The sequence below is a fragment of the Halorientalis litorea genome, assembly GCF_023028225.1.
Classification (GTDB): Archaea; Halobacteriota; Halobacteria; order Halobacteriales; family Haloarculaceae; genus Halorientalis; species Halorientalis litorea.
This window is the reverse complement of record NZ_CP095482.1, coordinates 2,259,675-2,286,013: the sequence shown is the minus strand read 5'-3', so window position 1 is coordinate 2,286,013 and position 26,339 is coordinate 2,259,675. Positions and strand designations below refer to the sequence as shown.

30 protein-coding genes and 1 tRNA gene are annotated in these 26,339 nt (G+C 66.6%); 14 read left to right on the top strand and 17 right to left on the bottom strand.

Going from position 1 to position 26,339, the window contains the following annotated elements; translation table 11 throughout:
• Nucleotides 1-42 precede the first annotated feature (42 nt).
• The 4 genes from MUG95_RS12260 (at nucleotide 43) to MUG95_RS12245 (ending at nucleotide 2,070) form a co-directional block, all read left to right on the top strand.
• Nucleotides 43-816, top strand: a complete 774-nt coding sequence (locus MUG95_RS12260; protein ID WP_247008130.1) for a glycosyltransferase — start codon at nucleotides 43-45, stop codon at nucleotides 814-816.
• Entirely contained in the window at nucleotides 813-1,274 is a 462-nt protein-coding gene (locus MUG95_RS12255) for a GtrA family protein (protein WP_247008128.1), read from the top strand. The genes MUG95_RS12260 and MUG95_RS12255 overlap by 4 nt, the downstream gene beginning before the upstream one ends.
• Nucleotides 1,275-1,334: 60 nt before the next feature.
• Nucleotides 1,335-1,409, top strand: a tRNA-Met gene (locus MUG95_RS12250).
• An 88-nt stretch (nucleotides 1,410-1,497) separates the two neighbouring features.
• Nucleotides 1,498-2,070, top strand: coding sequence for a cupin domain-containing protein (locus MUG95_RS12245; protein ID WP_247008126.1), 573 nt, complete (start codon nucleotides 1,498-1,500; stop codon nucleotides 2,068-2,070).
• Here MUG95_RS12245 and hpt read toward each other — a convergent pair.
• Nucleotides 2,067-2,636 carry a hypoxanthine/guanine phosphoribosyltransferase gene (gene hpt / locus MUG95_RS12240; RefSeq protein ID WP_247008124.1) on the bottom strand — a complete coding sequence of 190 codons (570 nt, stop codon included), beginning with the start codon at nucleotides 2,634-2,636 and terminating at the stop codon, nucleotides 2,067-2,069. The two genes, MUG95_RS12245 and hpt, sit on opposite strands and share 4 nt — an antisense overlap.
• Nucleotides 2,637-2,758: 122 nt before the next feature.
• Between hpt and MUG95_RS12235 the strand changes: the two genes are divergently transcribed.
• Nucleotides 2,759-3,727, top strand: coding sequence for a phosphoadenosine phosphosulfate reductase family protein (locus tag MUG95_RS12235; protein WP_247008122.1), 969 nt, complete (start codon nucleotides 2,759-2,761; stop codon nucleotides 3,725-3,727).
• Between the two features lie 134 nt (nucleotides 3,728-3,861).
• Here MUG95_RS12235 and MUG95_RS12230 read toward each other — a convergent pair whose 3' ends face one another.
• The 3 genes from MUG95_RS12230 to MUG95_RS12220 are packed head-to-tail and all read right to left on the bottom strand — an operon-like array spanning nucleotide 3,862 to nucleotide 6,264.
• Nucleotides 3,862-4,254, bottom strand: coding sequence for a DUF8147 domain-containing protein (locus MUG95_RS12230; protein ID WP_247008120.1), 393 nt, complete (start codon nucleotides 4,252-4,254; stop codon nucleotides 3,862-3,864).
• Between the two features lie 45 nt (nucleotides 4,255-4,299).
• Nucleotides 4,300-4,716: a VOC family protein gene (locus tag MUG95_RS12225; RefSeq protein WP_247008118.1), complete on the bottom strand. Its 417-nt coding sequence runs from the start codon at nucleotides 4,714-4,716 to the stop codon at nucleotides 4,300-4,302.
• Nucleotides 4,717-4,761: 45 nt separating this feature from the next.
• Nucleotides 4,762-6,264: a DUF790 family protein gene (locus MUG95_RS12220; protein WP_247010487.1), complete on the bottom strand. Its 1,503-nt coding sequence runs from the start codon at nucleotides 6,262-6,264 to the stop codon at nucleotides 4,762-4,764.
• A 79-nt stretch (nucleotides 6,265-6,343) separates the two neighbouring features.
• On the opposite strand from MUG95_RS12220, the gene MUG95_RS12215 reads away from it, so the two are divergent.
• On the top strand, nucleotides 6,344-6,751 hold the full coding sequence (locus tag MUG95_RS12215) for a hypothetical protein (protein ID WP_247008116.1): 408 nt from the start codon (nucleotides 6,344-6,346) through the stop codon (nucleotides 6,749-6,751).
• An 11-nt stretch (nucleotides 6,752-6,762) separates the two neighbouring features.
• On the opposite strand, the gene MUG95_RS12210 is transcribed toward MUG95_RS12215, so the two are convergent.
• Nucleotides 6,763-8,154: a DEAD/DEAH box helicase family protein gene (locus MUG95_RS12210; protein WP_247008114.1), complete on the bottom strand. Its 1,392-nt coding sequence runs from the start codon at nucleotides 8,152-8,154 to the stop codon at nucleotides 6,763-6,765.
• A gap of 44 nt (nucleotides 8,155-8,198) precedes the next feature.
• Complete coding sequence (locus tag MUG95_RS12205) at nucleotides 8,199-8,840, bottom strand: type IV pilin domain-containing protein (protein ID WP_247008112.1); 642 nt, start codon at nucleotides 8,838-8,840, stop codon at nucleotides 8,199-8,201.
• Nucleotides 8,841-8,960: 120 nt separating this feature from the next.
• On the opposite strand from MUG95_RS12205, the gene MUG95_RS12200 reads away from it, so the two are divergent.
• The gene (locus tag MUG95_RS12200) at nucleotides 8,961-9,650 is read left to right on the top strand and encodes a nucleotide exchange factor GrpE (RefSeq protein ID WP_247008110.1); all 690 of its coding nucleotides are present in this window, start codon (nucleotides 8,961-8,963) and stop codon (nucleotides 9,648-9,650) included.
• Between the two features lie 181 nt (nucleotides 9,651-9,831).
• A complete protein-coding gene (gene dnaK / locus MUG95_RS12195) occupies nucleotides 9,832-11,760 on the top strand; it encodes a molecular chaperone DnaK (protein ID WP_247008108.1) in 1,929 nt (642 codons plus the stop codon).
• Between the two features lie 124 nt (nucleotides 11,761-11,884).
• On the opposite strand, the gene MUG95_RS12190 is transcribed toward dnaK, so the two are convergent.
• From MUG95_RS12190 to MUG95_RS12180, 3 genes are all read right to left on the bottom strand, one after another.
• Complete coding sequence (locus MUG95_RS12190) at nucleotides 11,885-12,154, bottom strand: hypothetical protein (RefSeq protein ID WP_247008106.1); 270 nt, start codon at nucleotides 12,152-12,154, stop codon at nucleotides 11,885-11,887.
• A gap of 78 nt (nucleotides 12,155-12,232) precedes the next feature.
• Nucleotides 12,233-12,853, bottom strand: a complete 621-nt coding sequence (locus MUG95_RS12185; RefSeq protein WP_247008104.1) for a hypothetical protein — start codon at nucleotides 12,851-12,853, stop codon at nucleotides 12,233-12,235.
• 213 nt (nucleotides 12,854-13,066) lie between these two features.
• Nucleotides 13,067-14,113 (bottom strand): saccharopine dehydrogenase family protein, encoded by a 1,047-nt coding sequence (locus MUG95_RS12180; protein ID WP_247008101.1) that lies wholly within the window; start codon nucleotides 14,111-14,113, stop codon nucleotides 13,067-13,069.
• A 124-nt stretch (nucleotides 14,114-14,237) separates the two neighbouring features.
• Here MUG95_RS12180 and MUG95_RS12175 point away from each other — a divergent pair, with 124 nt between their 5' ends.
• Nucleotides 14,238-14,657 (top strand): Rieske (2Fe-2S) protein, encoded by a 420-nt coding sequence (locus tag MUG95_RS12175; RefSeq protein ID WP_247008099.1) that lies wholly within the window; start codon nucleotides 14,238-14,240, stop codon nucleotides 14,655-14,657.
• Between the two features lie 139 nt (nucleotides 14,658-14,796).
• Here MUG95_RS12175 and MUG95_RS12170 read toward each other — a convergent pair whose 3' ends face one another.
• Both MUG95_RS12170 and MUG95_RS12165 read right to left on the bottom strand, forming a co-directional pair.
• The gene (locus MUG95_RS12170; RefSeq protein ID WP_247008098.1) at nucleotides 14,797-15,177 is read right to left on the bottom strand and encodes a CBS domain-containing protein; all 381 of its coding nucleotides are present in this window, start codon (nucleotides 15,175-15,177) and stop codon (nucleotides 14,797-14,799) included.
• A 168-nt stretch (nucleotides 15,178-15,345) separates the two neighbouring features.
• A complete protein-coding gene (locus MUG95_RS12165) occupies nucleotides 15,346-15,642 on the bottom strand; it encodes a transcriptional regulator (RefSeq protein ID WP_247008096.1) in 297 nt (98 codons plus the stop codon).
• A 108-nt stretch (nucleotides 15,643-15,750) separates the two neighbouring features.
• Here MUG95_RS12165 and MUG95_RS12160 point away from each other — a divergent pair, with 108 nt between their 5' ends.
• The gene (locus MUG95_RS12160) at nucleotides 15,751-16,716 is read left to right on the top strand and encodes a nucleotidyltransferase family protein (protein ID WP_247008095.1); all 966 of its coding nucleotides are present in this window, start codon (nucleotides 15,751-15,753) and stop codon (nucleotides 16,714-16,716) included.
• 3 nt (nucleotides 16,717-16,719) lie between these two features.
• Here MUG95_RS12160 and MUG95_RS12155 read toward each other — a convergent pair whose 3' ends face one another.
• The 6 genes from MUG95_RS12155 to MUG95_RS12130 all read right to left on the bottom strand — a co-directional run bounded on the left by MUG95_RS12155 (nucleotide 16,720) and on the right by MUG95_RS12130 (nucleotide 23,445).
• A complete protein-coding gene (locus tag MUG95_RS12155; protein WP_247008093.1) occupies nucleotides 16,720-17,067 on the bottom strand; it encodes a thioredoxin family protein in 348 nt (115 codons plus the stop codon).
• A 386-nt stretch (nucleotides 17,068-17,453) separates the two neighbouring features.
• Entirely contained in the window at nucleotides 17,454-18,194 is a 741-nt protein-coding gene (locus tag MUG95_RS12150) for a diphthine--ammonia ligase (RefSeq protein ID WP_247008091.1), read from the bottom strand.
• A 38-nt stretch (nucleotides 18,195-18,232) separates the two neighbouring features.
• Nucleotides 18,233-19,360: a DUF373 family protein gene (locus MUG95_RS12145; protein WP_247008090.1), complete on the bottom strand. Its 1,128-nt coding sequence runs from the start codon at nucleotides 19,358-19,360 to the stop codon at nucleotides 18,233-18,235.
• 42 nt (nucleotides 19,361-19,402) lie between these two features.
• The gene (gene sppA, locus MUG95_RS12140) at nucleotides 19,403-20,407 is read right to left on the bottom strand and encodes a signal peptide peptidase SppA (protein WP_247008088.1); all 1,005 of its coding nucleotides are present in this window, start codon (nucleotides 20,405-20,407) and stop codon (nucleotides 19,403-19,405) included.
• Nucleotides 20,408-20,455: 48 nt separating this feature from the next.
• Nucleotides 20,456-21,346 carry a coiled-coil protein gene (locus MUG95_RS12135; RefSeq protein WP_247008086.1) on the bottom strand — a complete coding sequence of 297 codons (891 nt, stop codon included), beginning with the start codon at nucleotides 21,344-21,346 and terminating at the stop codon, nucleotides 20,456-20,458.
• Nucleotides 21,347-21,609: 263 nt separating this feature from the next.
• A complete protein-coding gene (locus MUG95_RS12130; protein ID WP_247008084.1) occupies nucleotides 21,610-23,445 on the bottom strand; it encodes a glycoside hydrolase family 2 protein in 1,836 nt (611 codons plus the stop codon).
• Between the two features lie 123 nt (nucleotides 23,446-23,568).
• Between MUG95_RS12130 and MUG95_RS12125 the strand changes: the two genes are divergently transcribed.
• From MUG95_RS12125 to MUG95_RS12110, 4 genes are read left to right on the top strand one after another with little or no spacing between them, the layout of a single operon-like run.
• Nucleotides 23,569-23,724, top strand: a complete 156-nt coding sequence (locus tag MUG95_RS12125) for a hypothetical protein (protein ID WP_247008083.1) — start codon at nucleotides 23,569-23,571, stop codon at nucleotides 23,722-23,724.
• A gap of 26 nt (nucleotides 23,725-23,750) precedes the next feature.
• Nucleotides 23,751-24,170, top strand: coding sequence for a DUF371 domain-containing protein (locus MUG95_RS12120; RefSeq protein WP_247008081.1), 420 nt, complete (start codon nucleotides 23,751-23,753; stop codon nucleotides 24,168-24,170).
• 45 nt (nucleotides 24,171-24,215) lie between these two features.
• Entirely contained in the window at nucleotides 24,216-25,037 is an 822-nt protein-coding gene (locus MUG95_RS12115) for an endonuclease III domain-containing protein (RefSeq protein ID WP_247008079.1), read from the top strand.
• On the top strand, nucleotides 25,030-26,082 hold the full coding sequence (locus MUG95_RS12110) for a phosphotransferase family protein (RefSeq protein WP_247008077.1): 1,053 nt from the start codon (nucleotides 25,030-25,032) through the stop codon (nucleotides 26,080-26,082). The genes MUG95_RS12115 and MUG95_RS12110 overlap by 8 nt, the downstream gene beginning before the upstream one ends.
• Nucleotides 26,083-26,339: the final 257 nt, after the last annotated feature.

Sequence of the window (26,339 nt, the reverse complement as noted above, 5' to 3'; positions counted from 1 at the left end):
GAGACGAATGGTTTTTACTCGCGCCCACGGTTCCACGAAACGATGAGGTCTCTGGGTGTCGTCGTTCCGGCGTACCGGCCGGACACCGACAGGTTGGTCGCCTACACCGCTGCCCTCCACGACACGCTCGCTCCCGAGACGATTCGCGTCGAACTCGACGCGCCGAGCGACGGGACCACCGCGGCGGTAGAGGCCGCACTGGCCGATACCCCGACCACGGTGAACGTGTCCCCGTACCGCCGCGGGAAGGGTGCGGCCGTCACGGCCGGGTTCGAGGCACTCGACACGGATATTCTCGCGTTCGTCGACGCCGATGGAAGTACGACCGCCGACTCCTTCACCGACGTGGTGGCACAGGTCCGGAACGGGGACGCTGACCTCGCCGTCGGGTCGCGTCGCCATCCCGATGCGACCGTCGCCGGCCACCAGACCGTCGCCCGTCGACTGCTGGGGGACGGGTTCGTCCGCGTCGCCCGCCGCTTGCTCAACACCGACCTGCACGACTACCAGTGCGGGGCGAAAGCCATCACGAGGGAGGGGTGGACGCAGGTCCGGGAACACCTCTACGAACCGGGGTTCGCGTGGGACATCGAACTCGTGGCGATGGCGGCGGCGTTCGACCTGCGAATCGCGGAGGTGCCGATTACGTGGGAGGACCGCCCGGGCTCCACCGTCGACCCGATACGGACGGCCCTGCGGATGGGGCGTGCCGTGCTGGCCGCCCGCCACCGTGCGAAGCAGGTCCGTGACAGTCGACTCCACAGCGCGATTGCCGCACAGCGCGACGACCCATCCGCACTCGTGGAACAAGAATGAGCGACCGGACACGACACCTCGACTCGTTGCTGTCGCGGGTCCGGTTCGGCAAGTTCGTCTCCGTCGGAGCCATCGGTGCTGTGTGTGACACCATCGTCCTGCTCGCCCTCGTCGAGCAGGCTGGTCTCGCGCCGGAGATAGCGAACGTCCTGAGCATCGAGACGGCGATTCTCGTGATGTTCGCCATCAACGAGAACTGGACGTTCGCGGCCGAGGACGACGGCCGCGGGTTGGGGAGTCGACTCCTGAAGTCCCACGCGGTCCGGGCCAGTGGGTCACTCGTGCAGTACGTCATCTTCGTCGCGCTCATCAACTTCGTGACGCTCTCGCTCGCCGTCCGCGGCGTCGACGTGTGGTTGGTCGGCGCGAAGTGGATCGGTATCGGCGTCGGGATGGTGGTGAACTACGTGTTCGAGAGCCTGTTCACGTGGAAAGTTCACACGGGTGAATCCGGGTAGAAATTCACAGACGGCCCGTGAATCACAACCCTTAATTGGCGGTCGGGATTACCCAGATGTAGCGGGATGGGATAGCCAGGAGATTCCGGCGGGCTCATAACCCGCAGATCGGTAGTTCAAATCTACCTCCCGCTACTTCTGACGCGAACAACACGCCGCGGAGTCCCGTCTCCGCGGCACCGTGAGCGAAGGGTTTTGAGGCGTGAACTCTTGCAGTCTACCCATGACAAGCGGGACGGTTGAGAACGCGGAGATTTCGAACCCGGTGACGGGAGTCCGCATCCGTGAACCGCCAGCGGATGCACCGGAAGGGGCGGCGGACGTGCATCTCGACCCGGGGGCATCCGGGCCGCCCGAACACGTCCATCCCGACACCGAGGAGCGGTTCGAGGTTCTCGACGGTCACGTGGCGTTCCGCGTGGGCGGGCGCGAGCGGACGCTCGAACCGGGGACAGCGATTCGGGTCGCGCCGGGGACGGCGCACACGTTCCGAAACGACGGGGACGGTGACGCGGCATTCCGGGTGCGGACGCTCCCGGCGAACGAGCGACTCGGGAAGGTGGTGGCCACCCTGTTCGGCCTCGCACAGGAGGGGGACACGGACGAACGAGGTCGGCCCGGAGTGTTACAGGGGGCGGTGATGGCCGCGGAGACGATCGACGACGTGTACTTCACCGACGTTCCGTATCCGGTCCAGCGAGCGGTCGGGACGGCACTCGGACCGGTCGGACGGGCGTTGGGCTACAGCGCGACGTACGAGCGGTTCCTCGACGAGGCGTACTGGCAGGACCGCTAGCCGTCGCCGTCCTCGTCCACGACGACCACCTCGCCGTCGACGACGTCGACGTTGACGAGCGTCTTGATGTCGTGGTCGGTGTCGTCGAGGGCGTCGCCGCCGCCGACTTTCTTGATGACGGCGACGGTATCCGTCACCTCGGCACCGATGTCCTCCAGCGCGCCGATGAGGGCCGAGAGGGTGCCGCCCGTCGAGAGTACGTCGTCGAGGAGGAGGACGCGGTCACCGGCGGACACGTCGTTGACGTACATCTCGCTCTCGGAGTAGCCGGTGACCTGCGAGAGGGAGACTTCGCCGTCGAGGCCGTACTGCCGTTTGCGGACGACGACGAGGGGGAGGTCGGTGGCGAGCGAGAGGGCGGTGCTGATGTGGATGCCCATCGCGGCGGGGGTGACGATTTTGTCCACGTCCGCCAGATTGGCCTTGCGGAGGATGCGGACGGTTATCTCCCGGAGGAGTCCCGGGTCGAGCGCGGGCACGCCGTCGCTGACGGGATGCACGAAGTAGTGGTACCCGTCCTTCTCGACGACGGGCGCGTCACGGAGCGAGCGTGGCAGTCGGTCCATACCGCGCGATTCAGCACCGACGGTCAAAAAGTACTCGTCACGCGCACGGGAGATGGGACACCGCCCCACGGAAAGCACAGGCCGAAAAACACTTACAGCATCTAATTATATCTCATTACACCATGGCAGACTTCCCAGAGTATCTCGACGTCGATTACGAGGACGGCAAAGGCGAAGACCCGGACGACTACCCGACCATCGAGGACAAGATAGAGAAGGCAATCGAGGTCACCCGCGAAGGCCTCGAACAGTACGAGAATCCCGTCGTGATGTGGACCGGTGGGAAGGACTCGACGCTGACGCTGTACTTCATCAAGGAAGTCGCCGAGAAGTACGACCTCGAAGTCCCCCCGGCGGTCTTCATCGACCACTACCAGCACTTCGACGAACTGTTCGACTTCGTCGAGAAGTGGGCCGACGAGTGGGACCTCGAACTCATCTACGCCCGCAACGAGGACGTGGGCGAGTACGTCGACGAGAACGACCTGACGCCGGGTGACGACATCCCCGTCGACGAACTCAGCGAACACAACCAGCACCACATCCGGAACATTCTGGAGTACGAGGAGGACACCTTCCCGTTCCTACTCGACACCTACGTCGGGAACCACCTGCTGAAGACGGTCGCGCTCAACGACACCATCGAGGAGTACGACGTCGACGGCATCCTCTCGGGTGTGCGCTGGGACGAACAGGAAGCGCGCGCCGACGAGACGTTCTTCTCGCCGCGTCACGACCCGGACATCTACCCGCCCCACGACCGGATTCAGACGATTCTGCAGTTCTCCGAACCCGACGTGTGGGACGCCTACTGGCACTTCGTCGTCCCGGACACTGTCGAGGAGTACCCCGACGACGGGTACGTCCCGCAGGGACAGGACGACATCCCCGGCGACCTCACCAAGGACGACCTCCCCGTCAGTCCGAAGTACTTCGCCGGGTTCCGCTCGCTCGGCAGTGAAGTCTCGACCGACAAGTCCGCCGAAGAGCCTGCCTGGCTGCAGGACATGGCCAACACGACCGAGCGCGCCGGCCGCGCCCAGGACAAGGAGGACCTGATGGAGCGTCTGCGCGACCTCGGTTACATGTAGGACTAAATTTTCACTTCGAGGGGTCGCCACTGGCGACCCCTACTCGCAAAAATTTAGTATAAAAACTGCTCGGCGCGACCGCTGGTCGTGCCGAGTGAACCGCCTCGCGCTTCGCGCTCGGCGGATGCTGGTGGTCAACCGCCCGCCCGTTCCGGTTCTTCGGGTGCCGTCTCGGTGTTGCGCGCTCGCACGTACGTCCCGACAGCGGCGGCGGTGCCGACGACGACGGCGACAGCCATCGCCGTCAAGATGCCACTCCCGACGAGGAACGCGATGGCGACCAGTGAGAGAGGAAACGCCACGCCGAACGCGGCGGCGGCGAGTGCGAACCGACGGCTGGCCGGCGACCGACCGAGTCCGACCGCGACGAGGGCAGTGGTGACCGCACCGGCGACGAGGCCGGCAGGGAGGCCGAGGAACAGTGAGAACTCGATGCGGGAAGACGCGAGTTCGGTCACGGCGACGGCGACGAGGACGAACGCGGAGACTCCCGCCGCGAGCGCGAGAGCGAGCGTGCGGAGGCGCATGCGAAGATGTCCCACGGCAGTCCGCATAAGTACCGTGGCGGTCGGCTACGGTTCGAGAATCTCCACGAGGTTGCCCTCGGGGTCGCGGAGAAAGAGGATGGTCGTGCCGCTCTCGGTAGTCTGTGGCTCGCTGACCGTCGACACGTCGTCCGAGAGGTCCCGGTGGAACGCGTCGATATCGGTGACCTCGAACCCGAGGTGTTTCGCGCCGGGGCGGTTCACGCCGCCGCCGGTCTGGTCGCTCCCCGCGGGGTCGTAGGAGACGAGTTCGAGACGGGTGCCGTCGGCGTCGAGGTGGGCGAACTCGGCGGCTGCACCCTCGATGCCGACGCCGGTGGCGAAGGCGTTGCCGCCGACGGAGAACCGGTCGAGTACGTCGAGTCCGAGCGTGTCGCGGTAGAACGCGACGGCCCGGTCGAGGTCCGAGACGGTCACGCCGTAGTGGTGGGCACTGAGGTCCATGAGATGAGGGAGCGCGGGACGTTCAAAACGACTTCGGCTCCCGTGTCACTCCCGCGCTCTGAGCGTCCCGCCGCTCAACCCCTCCCACTCGACGCGGTACCCGAGCCGGGCGAGCGTCGCGCTCGCGTCGTCGATACCGTGCGCGTCGAGGCGTTCCTCGGCGGCGTCGAGCGACAGTCCGGCGGTCAGGTCGTCGGCGAGTGCGTCGAGTACGGCAGGCCGAATCAACGTCCGCCCGACCAGTTCGTGCTCCGGAAATTCCTTTCCTTCGAGGGCATCTTCGCTGACGCCGTGGCGGTCGGCCAGTGCCGCGAGGGGAACCACGTCGTCGTCGGGCACGAGTTCGGCGGGGAGTGCCGTCGCGGCCTCGGCCACCAGTTCCGTCTCGTACTGCCGGAGGGCGTCCCGAACGTCCTTGATGCGGACCGTCCCGGCGTACGGAATCGCGCGGTGGTCGCGGGCTTCGATGTCCTCGCCAACCCCGAGGCTCTCGTCGACGGCGACCAGCATGTCGACGTCCTCCAACTCGGCCAACCGGGAGAGTTTCTTCTCGACGTACTCGGGCGTCCAAAAGCCCATTATCTCGAAGAACACGCGGAAGTCGGCGTGCCGATAGTCGAACGCGAAGTCGGGGATGACGACGTGCGCGCCCGCTTCGAGCGGTTCCGGTTCACGCACGAGCGTCCAGTCGAGGTCCAGCGACTGGAAGCGGGCGGCGAAGTCGGCCTCGACGCCGCTGTCGAACGTCATCTCGGTGACCGGGTCGGTGTCGGGCACGGTCAGGTCGTCGTCGGTGAGCGTCATCTCGCGGTCGGTACCTCTGTCGTCGATAGTGGCGGTGAGTCGCCAGTCCGCCGTCTTCGCCACCGTGCGGAGGAGGCGAGCGAACGCCGTCCCGTACCGCCGGGTCCGCCGGAACAGGGCGTCCGGCCCTGTCACGACCACCTCGCGGCCCGCGTCCGTCTTCCGAATCTCGTAGAGCAGGCGCAGACGCTTGACGGCCGAGACGACAGCTTTCGGGTCCGAGGCACGGACGCGGACCGCCGTGGCGTCGAACAGCGCGGTCTGTGCCAGCGAGAGGTTGTACTGGGCGAGGAGGGCCGCCGGGTCCCAGCGAACGGACACGTCCGCGAGGACCTGCCGCGTCTCGCGGTCGGCGTAGAGCGACTCCGCGACGGCGTCGGGCGTGCAGTCGAGGCGGTCGGCCGCCCGCACCAGTGCCCTCTCGCGTTCGCGCTCCGTGACGACACCGACCGTCTCGGCGGCGGTGTACGCGGCGCGCCGGGCGCGTTCGGGGTCGACCGGTGCCCGGGTCTCGAACGTCGCCTCGCGGTCCAAGAGCTTGGCGAACCCGCGCACGAGTTTGAAGTCGTCGGCCTCGCGTTCGAGAGCCGTCAGTGCCGCGTCGAGGTCGGCGCGGGGTTCGCCGACGTGGCCCTGCACGGTGCCGATGACGCGGGCCGCGAGGTCACGGTCACCCCCGTCCGCGAAGCGTGGCTGGTAGCCGCCACCGGCACGGGACACCCGGAGCAGGTCCTTCGTCAGCACGCCCGGACCGTGGTCCCCGAGGGTCAAAAGCCGCCCGAACACGGGAAGATTCATGCTGGCCCCGCGTCCACCGGGTGGTATGCGCCGCCGACAGGTCGTCGCCGCGCTGGGCCTCCTCGCTGCCGGCAGTGCTGGCTGTTCGAACACGCGGAGGCCGACGCCGTCGCCGCCAACCGGGACGCCGCCGCCGGAGACCGAAACCGTCGGCCTCACCGCGTTCCCGGAGCTAGAGGTCGCCGAGTTCTCGGCGCGCGCGGGAGACGAGGGGAATCTGGTCGTGGACGTGACCGTCTCGAACCCGGCGCGACGCGTTCGGGAGGGGTCGGTTCGCGTGACGGCAGCGGTCGGGGACGGTCAGCGGTCGGCGACACAGACGTTCGAACTCGGCCCGGGCGAAGAGCGCGAGGTCGCGGTGACGGTACCGCTGTCCTACACCGAGTGGGACGGGGGCGACGGGCAGTTGGATTTCACGTTCGAGTACGACTAGCACTCCGACGCTCACCGCCGCCGCTGTGCGACACGCTCCTCGGCCGTCTCCTCGCTGACGAGTTCGTAGAGGAGAGCGCGGCCACCGTCGGCCTTCGGGCGCAGGACCCGCCCGAGTCGCTGTGTGAACTCGCGTTCGCTCCCGCTCCCCGCGAGGACGACAGCCACGTTCGCGTCTGGCACGTCCACACCCTCGTCGAGGACGTTCGCCGTCACGACTCGGGAGTAGTCACCGCGGCGGAACCGTTCCAGTATCTCGCGGCGTTCGCTCGCGGCCGTCTCGTGCGTAATCGCCGGGAGCAGGAACCGCTCGGAGAGTCGGTACACCATGTCGGTGTGGGCGGTGAACACGATGAGACGGTCGTCGCGGTGTCTGTCGAGGATGGCCGCCAGTTCCTCGACCTTCCGGTCGGCGTTGAGCATCACGTCGCGGGCGCGCTGTTTCGCCAGCAGAGCCTCCCGGGCACGCGGGTCGGTGCCCGACCGCTTGACGAGTTCCTGATAGTCGCTCCCGCTTCGCATCTCGATGTTCGACGCCGCGAGGTAGTCGGTGAACACCGACTGGTGGCGCTCGTACTCCTCGCGCTCGGCGGGGGTGAGCGACACCTCGATTCGCTTGATGTCGTAGGCCGCCAGATGGTCACCGGCCAGTTCGTCGACGGTGACGCTGTGGACCAGCGGGCCGACGAGGTCCGCGACGACTTCGTGCGCGCCGTCGGGCCGCTCGAAGGTGGCCGTCAAGCCGAGGCGGGCGGGCGCGGCGAGCAGTCGCGCGATGTCGCGGTAACCCTCGCCGCCGAGGTGATGCACCTCGTCGAAGACGACGAAACCGAACTCGCCGCCCACGTCGTCGGCCTTCAGATACGCCGAGTCGTACGTCGAGACGGTTATCGCCTCCCGTCGCTGTTCCCCGCCGCCGAACTGGCCGACGGGCACGTCGAACTCGGTTTCGAGTTCGCGCCGCCACTGTTCGAGCAGGTCGATGGTCGGAACGACGACGAGTGTCGGCAGGCCCAGTGCCGCCACAGCCGCGATGCCGATGACGGTCTTGCCGCTCCCCGTCGGGAGTTCCAGCACGCCGCGCGGGGCGGCAGGGCTGTCGTCACCCGTGGTCCCGCCGCGGTCGTCGGTGTCGAACCACGCGTCGAGAGCCGTCCGCTGGTACTCGCGGAGTTCGTACGCGGAGGTGAGGGTCAGCGTCGCCCAGTCGCCCACGTCGTCGCTGTAGTCGACGCCACGCTCGGCGAGGGCACGGCACAACTCGCGGTAGCGGATGGCTGGCGCGCGAGCGGTCTTCGTACGGGCGTCGAACTCGACGCCCGGGAGGTCGGTGACGGGGTCGGGCACGCCGTCGCTGTCGACCCGAATCGTCCCGTCCTCGAAGGTGAGCGTGACGCCGGACACGTGCGCCACTCCGTCCGTCCGGGGTTTAACCGCTACGGGCCGGGTCAGTCGATATCCAGCGGCCCGGTCTGTGTCTCGTCGCCAGCATCGGGTGCGTCGCCGTTAATCGTCACTTTCGTGTTGTAGTTCCCACTGGACCCCGGGTTCTGTGCGTTGCTGTAAGCGACGACGATAGTGTCGCGTTCTTCGATGTCGTAGTTGCCCGTGAGCGTGATTGTAATCTTCGTGCCGCCGCCGCTGGACGAGACGCCACTAACGTCGTCCGTCGCGTTCACCTCGATAGTGGCATCGTCGTCTTTGTTTAGATATACTAGAACGTCCGAAGCACTGACACCGGACACGTCGGCCGACCCGCTGTAGATTACGTTGAGCTTGTTGAGTGAGTTGCCGATTTCGGCGGTCCCGTCGCCCGTTCCGACGTCCCAGTTGACTTCGTGCGTCGTCGTCGCCCCGGGCGTCTCGTCGTGTGCGAAGACGAGTTCGCCCCGAAGTCTCGCCCCCTCGGGGTCGACGACCCTGTCGTCGCCGGACAGTTCCTCCTCGACCTGTCCGACCGCTTCTTTCGCGTCCTGTCGTTCCCCGTCGGTGAGGCTGATGAAGTTCGTGGCGAACACGGAGGCGAGTAGGATGGTCACGACGACCATCAGCACGACCCCGATGACGGGACTGACGCCACGGTCGCCCATACTCAAAGGAGGGTCTACAGCCATTTCAACGGCAGTAACAGGTCGAGAACTGATTCGAAAGACAGCGGAACGGTAGTGGATTTCTGAACCCTTATACGCGTCCCGCGGTTCCGTATTGACATGAGCGAGCAGGACGCCTCTGAACCGGACGGCACGGAGACAGCCGACGAAGACGTCGAGAGAACCCCGGAGTCGTCCGCCGGGGCGGACGACTCGCTGGCGGACATCGCCGAGGGTGGTGAGGACGGAGAGATAGACGACGACCTCGTGGAACGAGTCGCCGACGCCGACCCCGAGCAGATGGCTCGGGAAGTCGCGTCGCTGCGAATGCGCGTCGACTCGCTGGAGTCACAACTCGAAACGCGGGAGGAGGAAGTCGAGGAACTGGAGTCACAGCTCGCACGGACGAAAGCGGACTTCCAGAACTACAAAAAGCGGATGGACAAACGCCGCGAGGAGGAGAAACAGCGGGCGACGGAGGACCTCGTGACACGACTGCTCGACGTGCGCGACAACCTCGTCCGGGCACTCGAACAGGACGAAGGTGCCGACATCCGCGACGGTATCGAGACGACGCTCCGGCAGTTCGACGAGGAACTCGACCACGAGAACGTCGAGACGGTCGACCCACAACCGGGCGATGAGGTCGACCCACAACGCCACGAAGTGTTGCTCCGAGTCGAGAGTGACCAACCGGACGGAACCGTCGCAGAGGTCCACCGTCCTGGCTACGAGATGGCTGGGAAGGTCATTCGGACGGCACAGGTGACCGTCAGCGAGGGTGGAGCGGGCGACGCGGACGGGTCGTGACACTCCGGCATCGTGTGGCGGGGTCTCGGCCGGCCGCGGTCTAGTTGCGGTCCGGATATAGTTCGTGTTGACGTGTCGGCGTGGTTCGCAGAAACCGACGTACGGCATCGGGGCGGCCGGAGGGCGTGTGTCCCGGTATCTAGCAACTTTTAACCGGCCGAGACGGGTAGAGTAGGGTAACATGACGAGCAACAAGATTCTCGGTATCGACCTCGGCACCACCAACAGTGCCTTCGCTGTGATGGAGGGGAGCGACCCCGAAATCATCGTCAACGGTGAGGGCGAGCGGACCACACCGTCGGTAGTCGCGTTCACCGAGGACGGCGAGCGTCTCGTCGGGAAACCGGCCAAAAACCAGGCCATCCAGAACCCCGAGAACACCGTCGAGTCCATCAAGCGGCACATGGGCGAGGACGGGTACACCGTCGAGATGGACGGCGAGGACTACACGCCGGAACAGGTCTCGGCGATGATTCTCCAGAAAATAAAGCGGGACGCCGAGGAGTACCTCGGCGACGACATCGAGAAGGCCGTCATCACGGTCCCCGCGTACTTCTCGGACCGCCAGCGACAGGCGACCAAGGACGCCGGCGAAATCGCCGGGTTCGAGGTCGAACGCATCATCAACGAACCGACCGCGGCGTCGATGGCCTACGGCCTCGACGACGAGTCGGACCAGACGGTGCTGGTCTACGACCTCGGTGGAGGGACGTTCGACGTGTCTATTCTGGATTTGGGCGGCGGCGTCTACGAAGTGGTCGCCACGAACGGGGACAACGACCTCGGGGGCGACGACTGGGACCACGCCATCATCGACTACCTCGCCGACGAGTTCGAGGCCGAACACGGCATCGACCTGCGCGACGACCGGCAGGCCCTCCAGCGGCTGAAAGACGCCGCCGAGGAAGCCAAGGTCGAACTCTCCTCGCGCAAGGAGACGACCGTCACGCTCCCGTTCATCGCGGCCGACGACAGCGGCCCCAAGGACCTCGAACAGAAGATTACGCGTGCCAAGTTCGAGTCCCTGACCGAGGACCTCGTCGAGCGGACCGTCGGTCCGACCGAGCAGGCACTCGCCGACGCGGGCTACGACGAGAGCGACATCGACGAAGTGCTGTTGGTCGGCGGGTCGACCCGGATGCCGATGATTCAGGAGCGCGTCGAGGACCTCGCCGGACAGGAACCGAAAAAGAACGTCAACCCCGACGAGGCAGTCGCGCTGGGTGCGGCCATTCAGGGCGGCGTCCTCTCCGGCGACGTGGACGACATCGTGCTGTTGGACGTGACGCCCCTCTCGCTCGGTATCGAGGTCAAGGGCGGCCTGTTCGAGCGGCTCATCGAGAAGAACACGACCATCCCGACCGAGGAGTCGAAAATCTTCACCACCGCCGCGGACAACCAGACCTCCGTGCAGGTCCGGGTGTTCCAAGGTGAACGCGAGATGGCCGAGGAGAACGAACTGCTCGGCGAGTTCCAGTTGACCGGTATCCCGCCCGCGCCGGCCGGAACGCCGCAAATCGAGGTCGGATTCAGCATCGACGAGGACGGCATCGTCAACGTCGAAGCCGAGGACAAGGGGTCGGGCAACGCCGAGTCCATCACCATCGAGGGCGGTGCCGGTCTCTCCGACGACCAGATAGACCAGATGCAGGAGGAGGCCGAGGAACACGCCGAGGAAGACCAGAAACGTCGCGCGTTCGTCGAGGCCCGCAACGACGCCGAGGCCGCGGTCCAGCGCGCCGAGAAACTGCTGGACGAGAACGAGGACGAGGTGGACGACGACCTGCGGAGCGACATCGAGGCCGAGATCGAACGCGTCGAGGAAGCCCTCGCCGAGTACGAGAGCGTCGACAGCGCGGACCTCGACACCGCCGCCGACGCCCTCGAATCGGCCACCGAGAGCCTCTCGACGGAACTGCAGGAAATCGGGAAGCAGATGTACCAGCAGGAGGCCCAACAGGCCGCAGGCGGTGCCGGACCCGGCGCGGGCGCGGCGGGCGCAGGTCCCGGCGGTGCCGGCCCCGGTGCTGGTCCCGAAGGTGACGGCGAGGAGTACGTGGACGCAGACTTCGAGGACGTTCAGGAGGACGACGAGGAGTCGTCCTCCTGAGCCCGCCAGACGTAGTCTGGCGACGTGGACGAAGACGAGGACTGAAAGGACGAGTAACGCGAGTCCGAGTCGTCCGCCCGATAGACGACCGGGCGAACGGACGGTGTGTCAGTAAAGCATGGCTTCAGTGGTGTTCGCTCGGATCGTAATCCTCACCGGGTTCGATGGGCGTCTCTGACTGAACCGTGTACTCTCGGGCCTTTTCGTGGCGTTTGTAGAAGTACACGAGTGGAAACGGGAGGAGAAGCACGGTGAGCAGGTACTGCTGTCTGGCGAACGTATAGCCGACGAGCGCGGTCGCAACCAAGATTGAAATGTGGCCGTACATCCAAAGACCGTGGGAGACAGACTCCCAGTCACCGTACATGTGCTTGTAAAAGAAGTCTTCAATCATTCTCCGCAGTTGGCACATGTCATCGTAATGAGACAGCGCGAAGTAAAGTGTGTTGACCGGTCGAACACAGTACGTTTGTCACGCCCCCGGACAGCCGAATTCGTGTTGGTCGGTCCGGGTGGAGTCTGGAATCGAGATGCTGGCCGGTTCGTTCCAGTCGCGGAACCGCGTCTCGATCTCGGCGACACCCGAGGCGTCCGACGACGAGACTTCGATGCGGAGTTCGGTCCGCACCGGGCGGTCAGTCTGTGGGTCGACCCACAACTCGAACGTCGCGTTGTCGACGTTCGCGTCCGAGAAGTCCACGGACGACCGACTACCGGTGTCGGGGAGTGACTGGAGGGTCTGCTGTGAGGGGTGGGCGACGACGAGGATGGTCCGGTTGCCGTCGAGCGTCCGGTTGCCGTCGAGCGTCCGGTTGCCCTGATAGTAGACGTTGGTCCGTTCGAGCAGGGACAGTTGCCGGCCGAGTGGACTCAACTCGGCCCACGCTATCTCTTCGGACGCGTTCTCGACGCCCCAGCCGTCCCACGGAGACGGACACTCGGTGTAGACGGTGTCGCCGTCGACGTACACCGACCGCGTCTCGCCGGCCGTGGTGGCGTTCGCGACAGCCTGTTCTGCTCGGTAGTCGACGACGCCGTGCCCGTCGATACCGACGGCCCGTGAGTCGGTGCCGTCGGTAGCAGAGACGTGCACGTCGATGGTGTAGCGGTACGTCGAGACGTTCTCGGCGGCGGTGAGAGTCCGGTTCTGTACGTCGAGGGCGCGCTGGTCGCTCGGTGGTTGGCTCTCCGAGAGCGCGCTACACCCGGCGGTGACGACGAGGAGGGCGAGGAGGGCAGCGGGGAGTCACATCGTGTGTCTACTCGGCGTGTGAACAGCCCATCACTTCAAACTGTGAGTTCGCGGCTACTCGTCGTGTCGCTCGGTTCCGTCGATGGACAGAATCAGGTCCGGGCCGTACGCGCCGGCGGGCGTCTGGAACCCCTCGGGGGCGTCGCCGTCGAGGACGCGCCCGGCGATTTCGAGGGCCGTCTCGACCGTCAGGGCGTACGTCTCAGGTGTCTCCAACCGCGAGACGGCGCGCTCGCCCTCGGCGGTACTCGCCTCACCCCAGACGAAACTGCGGCCCGTCTCGCGCTCGCGTTCGCTCGGCCCGGAGACGGTGGTGTCGACGAGGAGTTCGAGGCCGGATTTGAGCGGCGGGAGCGACAACAGCGGCGTGAACGGACGGCTGGCGCGCATCGCCCAGATGGCTGGCTCCGGGAGGGCGGTGTAGACTTCCACGTTCTCGATGCCGGTGGTGTGGTAGGCAGTCACGAGGTCGCCCCACGGGATGGTCGCGGCGGACTTCTCACCGCGACCGAAGTCGATGCGGCGGGTGTTGTGGGCGGCCGGGACGGATTCGAGTAGCCCGCCTTCGCGGACGTACCCCGGTTCGTCCAGCGAGTCGATGACCGTCTTGGCCGTCCCGGGGGAGATTCCGGCCATCGCGTCGAATCCCAGTGCGAGGTGGGTTGCCTCGGGTAGACGCTCGTGGAGGTGGGCGGCGAGACAGTCGGTCGGCACCACGTCGAAACCGACGCCCGGCATCAGCATCACGCCCGCCTCGCTGGCCGCGTCGTCGTACTCGGCGATGGCTTGGAACACCACTATCTCACCGGTGATGTCGAGGTAGTGCGTGCCCGTCTCGATGCAGGCTTCGACCAGCGGTTCGTACGTCTGGACGAACGGGCCAGCACAGTTCAGGACGGCGTCGTGGGCGTCGAGCGCGTCGTGGACGGCCCCGGTGTCGTCGAGGTCGAAGACGCGGTGGTCGAACCCCAGTTCGGCCGCTTGGTCGGCCACTTTCCGCTCGTTGCGACCGGCGAGGGTCGGGTCGTGGCCGCGGTCGGCGGCCGTGTCCGCGATGAGGTCCCCCGTGTAGCCGTACGACCCGTAGATGAGCAGGTCCATGCCTCGTCCACACGCGGCACCGTCCTTAACCTGACGCGTCAGAATAGGGGTTCGTAGCCAGACAGAGGGATAACCGAGAGCAGTGGACCGTGTGATTAAGGTCGGAGACGGCCCAGCGTCCGATATGGACGAGGGAAGTCGCGTCGTGTCGGTCAACGAGGTTCCCGAGGACTCGACGTTTCTGTTCCGGGTGCAGGAGAACGGAATCGACGAACAACAGGAGGCCATCCTCGTGTCACTCGCCGACGGCGTCGCCTGCTGGCTCAACTACTGCCAGCACTTCACGCACATCAAACTCGACAAGGGGTCCGGCGCGGAGATGCGGGACGGCGAACTCATCTGTACCAACCACGGTGCGTACTTCGAGGAGGAGAGCGGTCGCTGTACGTACGGCCCCTGTGAGGGGGCGTACCTCCAAGAGGTGGCCGTGACCGTCAGCGACGGCGCGGTGTATCTGACCGACGACGAGTACACGTTCGCCGGCGTGGGTCCTATCGAAACCGACGACGTGGACCTCGGTTCGAAGTCCAACTACGAGTTCTGAACAAGGAGGGGCGCGCCGCCAATCGGTCGTTGTGTCGGACATCGAACGACGCGGGTGGGCACTGAATCACGCCCGGGCCGAACCTCGGGCGAGTGCCGTGTCAGTACTCCGGGCGTTGTGCTTGAATCACCGACGCGAACTACTGCTGTTCGTCGGCGAGCAACTCCATCAGGTCGTCCGACGTGATGATACCCACGAGGGTCTCATTCTCACAGACCGGGAGTCGTCGGACGCCGTGTTCGGCCATCGAACTGGTCGCCGCGTAGAACCCGGCGTCGCGTTCGGCCGTACAGAGGTCGCTGGACATCACGTCGCTGGCGGTCTGTGCGGTCGGGTCGGCACCGTCGGCGAGCGTCCGAACGGTCAGGTCACGGTCGGTCACGATACCGACTGGTGTGTCCCCGTTCGTGATGACGACGCTCCCGACGTTTTCCTCGGCCATCGTTACTGCGAGGTCGGTGACTGGCGTCTCAGGGCTGGCGGTGACAACATCACTCCGGGCGAGGTCATCGATTGGCATTGGTTCGTTTCCCCCGTCGAGTCGTTCGCCTTATTTCACAATCAATTATGAGAGTTCCTGTCGTGTTTAGATATGCGTTCGAAGAAAGGGTCTGTCCGTCGCTACGGTGTTCCCCGGCAGGGTGTAACTGCGTTTCTCACCAGGGGCGACGACGACGGCGACGCACCGCTAGTCGATGCGGAACGCCGGTTCCTCGACGGATTCGCTCTTGCACTCGGGACAGCGACCCGGGCGGTTGAGCAAATCGTCGAAGTCGTCGAAGCCACAATCCCGGCACGTCGGCGGCGCGACCAGCAACTCCTCGTCGGTGTGTTCGAGCGACCGGGCGATGTGTTCGACGTGGCTGACGGCGGTGCTCGTTTCGACCTCGAACTCGCGGGCGATGGCTCCGGCGGCCATCGCCTCGGTTCGGAGGCGGTCGGCGACGCGCTGGCGGGTCGTCTGGCTCGACTTCGCCTCGCGCATACGACCGATTCGTGGTGGAGTGGCAAACCCTTTCTGGACAGGTCGAGCATCGAACCCGACCGAGGTGTGGTCCAAAAAGAACTTTAGGTCGTGCCGTGACCGAGGCATATGGACGCCGTGGTTCTTGCCGGGGGATACGCAACGCGGTTGTGGCCAGTGACGAAGCACCGGCCGAAGATGTTGCTCCCGGTAGGAGAGACGACGGTCATCGACAGGATTCTAACGGCCCTCGAAACCGACGAGCGCGTCGAGGACGTGTACGTCAGCACGAACGAGCGGTTCGGGCCGGACTTCGAGGCCCACGTCGCCGAACAGGGGTACGAGAAGCCACAACTCTCGGTCGAGGAGACGACCGAGGAAGACGAGAAGTTCGGCGTCGTCGGGGCACTCGCACAACTCGTCGAGCGCGAGGATATCACGGACGACCTGCTCGTCGTCGCCGGGGACAACCTGATGGGCTTTTCCATCGGCGAGTTCCTCGACGACTTCGAGGAACAGGGGGCACCGATGCTCGCCGCCTACGATGTCGGGTCGCTGGAGAAAGCGAGTTCGTACGGTCTCCTCGAACTGGACGGTGACCGGGTCGTGGACTTCCAAGAGAAACCCGACGACCCGAACAGCACCCTCGTCTCCATCGCCTGCTACGCGTTCCCCGCCGAGAGCATCCGGTTCTCCGAGTATCTGGAGGGCGGCAACAACCCCGACGAACCGGGGTGGTTCATCCAGTGGCTCCAAGAACGCGAGGCAGTCCACGCGTTCACCTTCGAGGACGCGTGGTACGACATCGGGACGCCGGAGAGCTACCTCGAAGCGGTCGCGTGGGAACTCGACGGCGGGCGACTCGTCGCCGAGAGCGCGACTGTCGAGGGGTCAGACATCGGCGAGAACGTCCACATCCTCCCCGGCGCGACGGTGGTCGACTCCACCGTCGAGCAGTCGGTCATCTTCTCGGACACGACCATCGAGGACTGTGAAATCCGCGAGTCGATTATCGACAACGACACCCACATCGAGAGTCTCGACCTCGCGGGCGCGCTCATCGGAGCCCACACCCAGATTACCAACGGGCAGTGACGGTTACGCCCCGGCCGATTCGACCCACGACGTGAGGTCCTCGGCACCGACGTACCCCTCGGCGCGCCGGGCGACCGGTTCGCCGTCGACGAAGACAACGAACAGCGGGACGCTCTGGACGCGAAAGCGGTCGACCAACGGCGGGTCGTCGCGCGGATTGACCGTCGCCACCGCGGCGTCGGTCTTTTTCGCGACCACGTCCAACACCGGTTCCATCTGGGCACAGATGCCACAGCCGTCGGTGTAGAACTCCACGAGCGCGACCGACGTCTCCGAGACGAAGGCGTCGAGGGTCGCCTCGTCTTCGAGGTCGGTGACGCGTCGGGTGTCGGGTCGGTCGGTATCAGTCACAGCGAGAATACGCCCTGCATGGCTAAAAGCACACGGCAGCACTGCTCGCGCGCCGACGGGCTAGTCGAGCCACGCGTCCGTGATGTCGAGGTGTCCGCGGTCGCCCTCCACCTTTTTGCGTCCGGGTTCGCGTAACGCGCGAACCGCTCCCGCAAAAACGTGGGCGAAAAGGCCGCACTCGCTTCGCTCGTGCGGTGAACCGACTCACTCCGTTCCTCGGATGCTACGCCAACCACGCGTCCGTGATGTCGAGATGGCCGCAGTTGCCCTCCACCTTTTTGCGTCCGGGTTCGCGTAACGCGCGAACCGCTCCCGCAAAAACGTGGGCGAAAAGGCCGCACTCGCTTCGCTCGTGCGGTGAACCGACTCACTCCGTTCCTCGGATGCTACGCCAACCACGCGTCCGTGATGTCGAGATGGCCGCGGTCGCCCTCCCACACCGGTTCGGCGTCCAGCCGAATCGGGCGGTCCATGTGCGGGGCGTCGGTCACCAGCGTCTCGAACTCGCCACCTTCTCCGAGGATGTGGACGCCGTACTCCTCGTGTACGGCTTCGAGGTCGGCCAGCGCGTCGGCGTCGAGCGTGCGTCCGAGCCAGGACTCGTCGAGACCGTAGGCCGCGACTTGGACGATGCGAATCTCGAACCCGGCGTCGAGCATCGCGTCGGCGAGTTCGCGGGGGTCTTCCTGCCAAAGCGGGGCGAACAACTCGGCGTCGAGACGGTCGGCCATCCCCTCGATGCGGGAAGTCTGGTACTCGCTCTCTACGGCCCCGGCGACGAGGCCCGCGATACCGCCATCGGCCCCGTTCGCCCCGTCGCCCAACTCCGTCGCGAGGTCACTGAGCGCGATTTCGAGCGGTTCGAGTTCGTCGTCGCCCTGCGCGCCGGCGTCGGCCACGTCGTCGGCTCCGAAGTCGTCGGGGTTGACATCCACGAGCGGAATGCCGATGCTCTCGGCGGCTAGCGACGCGAGGTCGGTCGCCGGGACGTGGTACATGTAGGAGTCACCCTCGGGGTGGACCGTCACCAGCCGCTCGACGGACAGTCCTGTTTCGAGTGCCCGGTAGAGTGCCCACGAGGAGTCTTTGCCGCCGGAGAAGAGACTGACCCACGCGCCCGTATCCATACCGCTCCGTAGCCGACCCGGGGCTAAATCCGCGTCGGTTACTGCTCGACGAGGTCCTCGGTGACGCCGTCCCCGTTGAAGTACGCGGCGAAGCGGACGCCGACGAGACTAACGAAGATACCGGCGAGGATGAACAGGGCGAGTCTGACGCGCGGTTCGAGCGAGAACGACTCGACGGTGACCAGTCCGAGGTCCATCCGGGACATGGTGAAGGGTGCGAACACGTCGGCGCGTTCGAGGAAGTACGCCGAGAACCCGCGGACGACGAGGCCGACGGCCACCGCACCGAACGGGAGGTTGACGTAGGCACTCCGAACGCCCTCGTCGCGAATGAGTTCGTCGATGAGGCGGCCAGTCGCGGCCGCGAGTGCCGCCACCGTCAGCCACGGGATGCTGTCGAAGGCGAAACGCATCGCCACGATGAGCGTCGCCTGGTCGTTCATCCCCGAGATGCCGATAGCTCCCACGAACACACCGATGAGCGTCAGTCCGATGGCGGCGACGTAGGTGACGAGCGACACCTGCCCGGAGTACAGACCGTCCCGAACCTGCGTCGAGAGCGTGGCGAGCGAGGAGTCGACGCCGAGCCCCTTGTAGAGGAAGAACGTCCCGATGACGGTGGCGATGGCACCGACGGCGGTTGCGAGACTGTCCGCGACGAACAGTAACACCGGGAAGGCGAGGAGAGCGATACCGACGGGGACCAGCACCGTCTTGCGCAGTTCCTCGTCGGCGAGGAACTGCTTGAGCAGGTAGTAGGTCGACTCGATGTCGCGGGCCTGCCGGACGACGACACGGTCCACCGCGTCCACGCGGACACGGCTCTCCACGATGGGGACCAGTCGCTCGTCCTCGGCACTGTCGACGACGACGACGGCCGAGTCGGGGTCGTACTCGGCCACCAAGTCCTCGGTCTGTCGGGCCACCGCCCGGTCCGCCGAGACGGAGTCGCCGGCCGCCGAGATGACTGCGACCACCACGTCCTCGTCGTCGTCGCGGAGCGACCGCGTGATGCGGAGGCCTTCGAGGACGCAGTTGACGCGACTGTCCTCCGGGTCGGCGACGCCCATCTCGGTGACGAGCGACCGGACTGCCTCCCAGCCGACGACCGGAGCCGTGACATCCACGTCGTCGCTCCGGTCGATACACGCCACCAGCGTTGTCACACCGAAAGATTCGCGCGCCGACAAATAAAAACCCGCCGCTCGTTACAGCCTGAAGTCGAACCCGTCCGCGTCGTCGAAGACGCTGGCGACACCGGCACCGAAGGCGTAGGCCACCCGTTCGGCACCGCCGCGAAGCCGCCCGCGCAACCCGACGGCGGGTTGGAACTCTCGGACGCTAACCGGTTCGTCCAGTCGCTGCGCGATGCGGTCCTCCACGTCGGCCCGCGTCCCGAGTTCGTCGACCAGTCCGAGGTCCGCCGCCGTCTCGCCGAGGTAGATGCGAGCCTCGGTGTCACGCACCGCCTCGGGGTCCATGTCCCGACCCTCGGCGACTGTCTCCACGAAGTCGTCGTAGTAGTCGTCAACGATGCCTTGCAAGTACTCGCGTTCGTCCTCGGAGATGTCCTTCAGCGGGACGCCGGCGTCCTTGAACTCTCCGGCGGTGAACTGCTCGTAACTGACGCCCACCTCGTCGGCGAGGTCGGCGACGTTCACCCGGGACCCGACGACGCCGATGGAGCCGACGATGCTCCCCGACCGCGCCCAGAGTTCGTCACAGCCGCTGGCGATGTCGTACCCGCCGCTGGCACACACGTCGGTCGTGTAGGCGACGGTCGGGCCGTCGAACCGCTCGGCCGCCAGCCGGATGTCCTCGCTCGGGACGATTTCACCGCCCGGCGTGTTCAGTTTCACGAGCAACGCGTCGGCGGCACTCTCGTCGGCTTGCTCTATCTGGTCGACGACATCGTCGGCGTCAGTCCCGACTGGGGGAGAGATGACGCCGCCGCCCGACGAGCGGGTTATCGGTCCTTCGACGGCCACTTCCGCGACGTTGTACGACGGGAACGCGCTCTCGGCGACGTTGGTTCCGAGTTTGACGGCGGCCGGAAGCAGGGCAACCACGAGGAGGACGCCGAACAGGTCCGTCAGGTCGCCGGGATACGCGACGAACAGCACCCACGCGAGGGCCGCGACGACCACGGCACTCACGAGGGCGACGATACTCCGACCGACCGACTGGGTGAGACTCTGCCCTGCTGGAGGCATGCCTGTGGCTGGGTGTGCGAGAACCGTAAAAGTATCAGCTACAGCAGTTTAGAGCAGCCCCGTCTTCTGGAGCTTCATCAGGTCCTCGGTGTCGAGGGTCTCGCCGTCCTTGAACTTCTGGTAGATTTCCTCGGCCTCCTCGCGGGCGGCCTCCTGCTCTTCCTCGCGCTTGTTGCGCTCCTGCTCTTCTTCCTTCTTGTCGAGTTCGCGCAGGCGCTTCTGGACGGTCACGAAGTCCTCGTGGTGCTGGTCGGCGGCCTCCTGAGCGTCCACGAACTGCTCGTGCATCTCGTCGGCCTCGTCGCGAATCTCGTCCGCCTCGCGGTAGGCCTCTATCATCTGGTTGTGGTGTTTCTGGGCCTCGTCCGCGAGTTCGGTGACCTTCTGGTGGTGCTTGGAGGCTTCGGAGCGAATCTCCTCGGCTTCCTCCTTGATGCCTTCCACGTCATCGGTCTGGTCGAGTTTCTCCTTGCGCTCCTGGTACTCCTCGCGCTTTGCCTCGATTTTCTCGATGAGTTCCCGCTCTTCCTCGGGGTTGAGAACCTCAGTCTGCTGTTTGAACTCCAAATCCTCGATTTCCTCTTCGAGGTTGTCGAGGCTCTTGCCCTCGTCGAGTTCGAGGTCCGATTTCATCTCCTCGACTTTGTCGAAGAGTTCGTTGGCCTCGGCGTTGAGTTCGTTGCGCTTCTCCTTGTGCTCCTGTACCTGGGAGTTCAGTTCGTCGCGCTTCTCGCGGTGTTCTTGGGCCTCGTCGACCTTCTCGCGAGTCTTGGCGTTCAGGTCGTCGCGGTCCGAGGCGCGCTCGGAGGCGAGTTGGTTCAGCTCGTTCCGTCGGTCACGGAGCTGTCCGGCGAGTTTGATGAGTTCGCCTTTGGATTTGTTTTCGATGTCGTCGTCTGTCACTTCGATGTTCTTTGATTCGTCTATTGATTCTGCCATGGGTTGTACCTCGATGCCATTACCGCTCCGGCGGACGGCAGGTGGGACTCTCGGGCTACAGCCAGCACCTGATAAGGAAAGTTCCCTGTCATTCTACGGGCGTCGCACGATACTGCCTGAACGCCGGAGGCGTTCTGGTACCAAACAATAGCGGGGATACGTGTTTAAATATTCCGGTCGCACTGACCCGTGGAAGGTACTACCAAACGCGGCACAGCAGTACGCTACAGCCTCACACGGGACCGGCAGTGTGTCGGAGGGTGTTATAAATAGTATCGGTTCTCGACGGTGCGGTCACCGACAGACAACGAGAGCGACGCTCGGTCCGCATCCGCCGGAACGGCGACGGATTCGACGGGTTCGGTCGAGTGTGGGGCCACCTCGGCCGTCGCGCCGCCGTTCGTCTCACCTGCCGTCCACTCGACGCGGCACGCGACGGCCTCGTCGGTGTCGTTCACCGCGACGATGGCCGAGTTCGCGCCAGCCTCGGGGGTGACGAGCGTCGCCTGCACCGGTTCGTAGGACTGCGCGAGCGCGTTCGCGCTCGTCTTCTCGGTGCCGTCGCGCTCGAAGACGCCGAACCCCGCGGCCCCGATGTCCCGGAGCGCGAACGCGACGGGCACGGCCACGTCACGGCGGCGGAGCGTCTCGGCCACGCGTTTGAGGACGCGGGCCTGATACCGCTGTGAGGCGTCGGTCCCGCCGTCGACGTGTGCGTCGTGTTTCGCCCGGTCGAAACCCGGCACCTCCCCGGGGTCGAGCGCGCCGAGCGCGCCCGCACCGAACTCCGCCACGACGGCGGGGTCGTAGCGGTCCAGCAACCCCCCGATGTCGGCCGCCTCGCCGTAGTCCCAGCCGGGATACAGGGTCGTGGCGTCGCCACCGACGCCGAGGGGGCCGACCACGGGGAACACGGGCCGGTCCGTCGGGAGCGCGTCGGCCACCGCTTCGGCGTCGGTCCGGTCGTACCCCGCACGCCACGCCCGCCAGCGCAGTCGTAGTCGGTCGATGACCCCGGTACCGAGGCCGTCTTCGAACGGCGTCGCCGGGTCGTCGTGGACGCTAAAGGCCGCGAGGCTCGGGTGGGCGTGGCGGGCACGGGCGAGGTTCCGGGCGACGGTCCGGCCCCGCTCCACGTCGAAGGTCCCCGGGCCGGTCAGCGGGAGGTCCTGCCAGACGAGGACGCCCGCCTCGTCACAGGCCTCGTTCACCTCCCGCGGGGGGACGTGGGCGTGCATCCGGGCGAGCGTCGCGTTCGCGTCGACTGCCCGGGACACGTCGTCGGGCGTCGCCGACAGGACGTTCACGCCGCGGACGGGCACGCGCTCGCCGTTGACCGAGAGGCCGTCGGCGTCGCAGGTGACCGAGCAGATGCCGGTGGTGACGCTCCGCGTCTCGTCGCCGAGTTTCGCACGAACGGTGTAGCGGTGCTGTGGACCCATTCCGCGGGGCCACCACAGTTCTGGGTCGTGGATGTCGATGGTGTGGTCGACGATGACCGTCTCCCCGGCCGCCGCCTCGACGCTCGCGCGGTCCATCATCCCGCGACTCTGGAACTCGCCCTCGGGACGGAGCGAGAAGGTGATACGGTCGTCGAGGTCCGTGCCGGCCTCGACCACGGCCTCGACGTCGATTTCGGCCCCGTCGTCGGTCCGCCGGGGGTGTGCACTGAGGGCGGAGAAGAACGTCTCCGGGTGCGTCTCCACGTCGGCCCCCCACCAGATGCCGGGGGCCGCGTCCGCCGACACGGGCGTGTCGTGGATGCCGCCGAACCGGTCCTCGGGTACACGGCACTCGACGACGAGTTCGTTCGTCGGGTCGGGTTCGAAGGCGTGGCGGAAGGGGACGAAGTAGGCGTCGTGTTCGCCGACCAGTTCGTCGTTCAGCCAGACGCGGGCGTGAGCGTACAGACCGCGGAGGACCAGTAGCGCGCGCTCGTCGCCGTCGTCGCGCGGGTCGTCGAACTCGACGCGGTAGGCGGCGGCGTCGGCCTCCGAGAGTGCCGACGACCGGCCCGGAACGGCCACCGGCGTCCACACGCCCGGGTCCGGCTTTCCCTCGCCGGGGTCGACGGACGCCCCGCTCCACTCACCCAACATACCTGTGAGGGCGGCCGCCGGGGTCATATCCTTTACGTGAGACACGACGCCCGAGGGCGACCACTTTCACTTTCACTCCGCGGATGGCTCGCCTTGATACCCCGTCCGGCCCGAGTGTGTGGTATGTTCGAGGACCTGACCGCGACCTGCCGGGGCTGTGAGCGTTCCCTCGCCGACCCACACCTCGTGTACCGCGACGAAGGCGGGGAACGCCGCGCGTACGAGTGTGCCTGCGGGACGGTGACGGTCACCGTGGCCGAGTGTGAAACGACCCCCTGAAGTACCGCCGTCGGCGACGCCACGCCATGGAGGAAGTCGTTCACGCCAGCGGCCACGAGAACGTCGCCGCCGAACACGCGAGCACCTTCGAGGTCACCACTGACGACTACCTGACGCCCGCGGGCGACTGCATCCTCGGTATCGACGCCGACCGTGCCCCGGCGGACTTCGACCCGGCGTTCGTCAGGGCCTGCCAGTCGGCCGACGCGACGATTACCGTCACGCTCGACGCCGACGGCCACACGGCGACGGTCACTGGCCGCGGCGATCCGGCGTTGACCTTCGAGAGCGACCGGAGTGCGGTCGGGCGGACCAGCGACTACGTGGACGACCGCACGGTACTGGTCGATGCGGACGCCGCGGCGGCCGACCTGAACCGCGAATTGGCCGCGGCACTCGCGGCCGGTGCCGACCTGACGGTGACGCTGCGAGTCGACCCGGCGTGAGGTCGAGGCACGCATCGTTTTGTCGTTCAGTCCCTAGGCACGGACATGGCAGAGGACCCCGAGCCAGCGGTGAACATCAGCGGTGGCGATTCGGGCGGCGGGTACGAAACGGCGTTCGACGGCGACGACCCTGAGAGTCGGGCCGAGGCCGTCGTGGACCGCCTCGGTGACCTGTACTGGACCAAGACCTACGGCGGCCGGGACGCCTTCGAGTGTCTCGTCCGCACCATCCTGAGCCAGAACACCAGCGACACGGCGAGCCAACCGGCCCACGAGGAACTGCTCGCTCGCTACGACTCGGCGGACGGTGACCTCGCTCGAACGCTCGCCGACGCCGACCAGCAGACGCTCGCCGAGACCATCAGTTCCGCGGGCCTGTACAACCAGAAGTCCGAGCGAATCATCGCCATCGCCGAGCGCGTCGTCGCGGAGTACGGGGGCGAGGCGGGGTTCGACGACTTCGTGAAGGACGAAGACCCGGCGACGGTCCGGGAGACGTTGCTGGACATGGGTGGCGTCGGGCCGAAAACCGCCGACTGCGTCCTGCTGTTCTCGGGCGGCCGCGGCGGCGTCTTCCCCGTCGACACGCACGTCCACCGCATCGCCCGCCGGATGGGGGTGGCCCCGGCCGACGCCGACCACGAGGGGGTGCGCGAGGCGTTGGAGGCGGCGGTTCCCGCCGAGAAATGTGGGTTCGGCCACACGGCGATGATTCAGTTCGGCCGCGAGTACTGCACCGCGCGCGAACCCGCGTGTCTCGACGACCCGGAGGCCTGTCCGCTCGCGGACGCCTGCGACAGAGTGGGGGTCGACACCGTAGCGGGCGACGTAGTTGACCCGGCAGAGGCGGGGCCTACCCATGACTGACCCGACGGCGGGCGGCGCGAGTCGGTACGTCGACACGGAGGGCGTCTACGCCCGCGTCGCCGAACAGCTCGGCCGGGCGGAGCAGTGGGCACTCAGTCCCCACGACGCCGGCCTCGGCAACGAGACGCTCTTTCTGCTGTGGGACGGGCGACGGTTCGTCCTCCGGCGGCCGCCGCTCTCGGCGGCGACCCGCGACAGCCACGACGTGCTCCGGGAGTACCGGGTTCTCTCGGCACTCGATTACACCGGCGTGCCGACGCCGCGTCCGGTGTTGGTCTGTCGGGACGAGTCGGTGGCCGGCGCGCCGTTCACCGTCCAGGAGCGCGTGGGCGGACACGTCCTCAGACACGGCGAGCCGGTCGAGTACGCGGCACCCGACCACCGGCGGCGGGTCGGTGCGGAGATGGTCGACGCGCTGGCGACACTACACGACGCCGACCACGACGAACTCGACGTCGAGGCGTCCCACGCCGGCCTCGGGGCACGCGTCGGGGCGTGGCGCGAGCGGTTCGACCGCTACCGCGAGGCCACCGACCGCGCGGTGGCGGGCGTCGACGACGTGGGCGACTGGCTGGCGGCGAACGCGCCGGACGGCGAGCGCACGCTCGTCCACGGGGACTTCCACCTCGGCAACGTCACCTTCTCCGAGAGCGCGCCGCCCTCCCTCGTGAGCGTGCTGGACTGGGAGCGGGCTGGCGTCGGTGACCCGCTGACCGACTTCGGGTCCCTGCTCGCGTTCTGGTTCGAGGACGACGCGGAGCGTGCCGGCCTCCCACCGTCGGTAGTGCCCGACTTCACGGTTCGGTCGGGGTACCACGACAGGGCGGCACTGGTCGACCGCTACGAGGACGCGACCGGCCGGGCGTTCGAACACGACCGGTTCTACCGCGCGCTGGCAGTGTTCGAGATGGCGGCAGTCTGTGAGGGGTACTACCTGCGCCACCTGCGCGGGGACGACCGCGAGGCGTTCGCGACGGTGGAGACGGCGGTGCCGGAACTGGTCGCGCGAGCGCGGCGGATTATCGACGGCGCGGAACCACTGTGAGGCACAGTCGCGCCGGCGTGTCGGCCGCTCGATAGAGAACAGTTCGAGAGACGGAAGGTCAGGCAGGTCCCGGTCAGTGACCGGCCATCACGACGGTGGCCGGGAGTGCGTGCCCGCGCAGTGCGCGGGCCGCACGACTCGGGGGAGGGCAGGCCTGCCGCACTGTCTCACCGACGCGCGGCGCGCTCGTGCGCCGCGCCACCGACCGCGTGTCGCGTGCCACGCGACGCGCGGAACCCCCTTGCGGGGTCACCTGG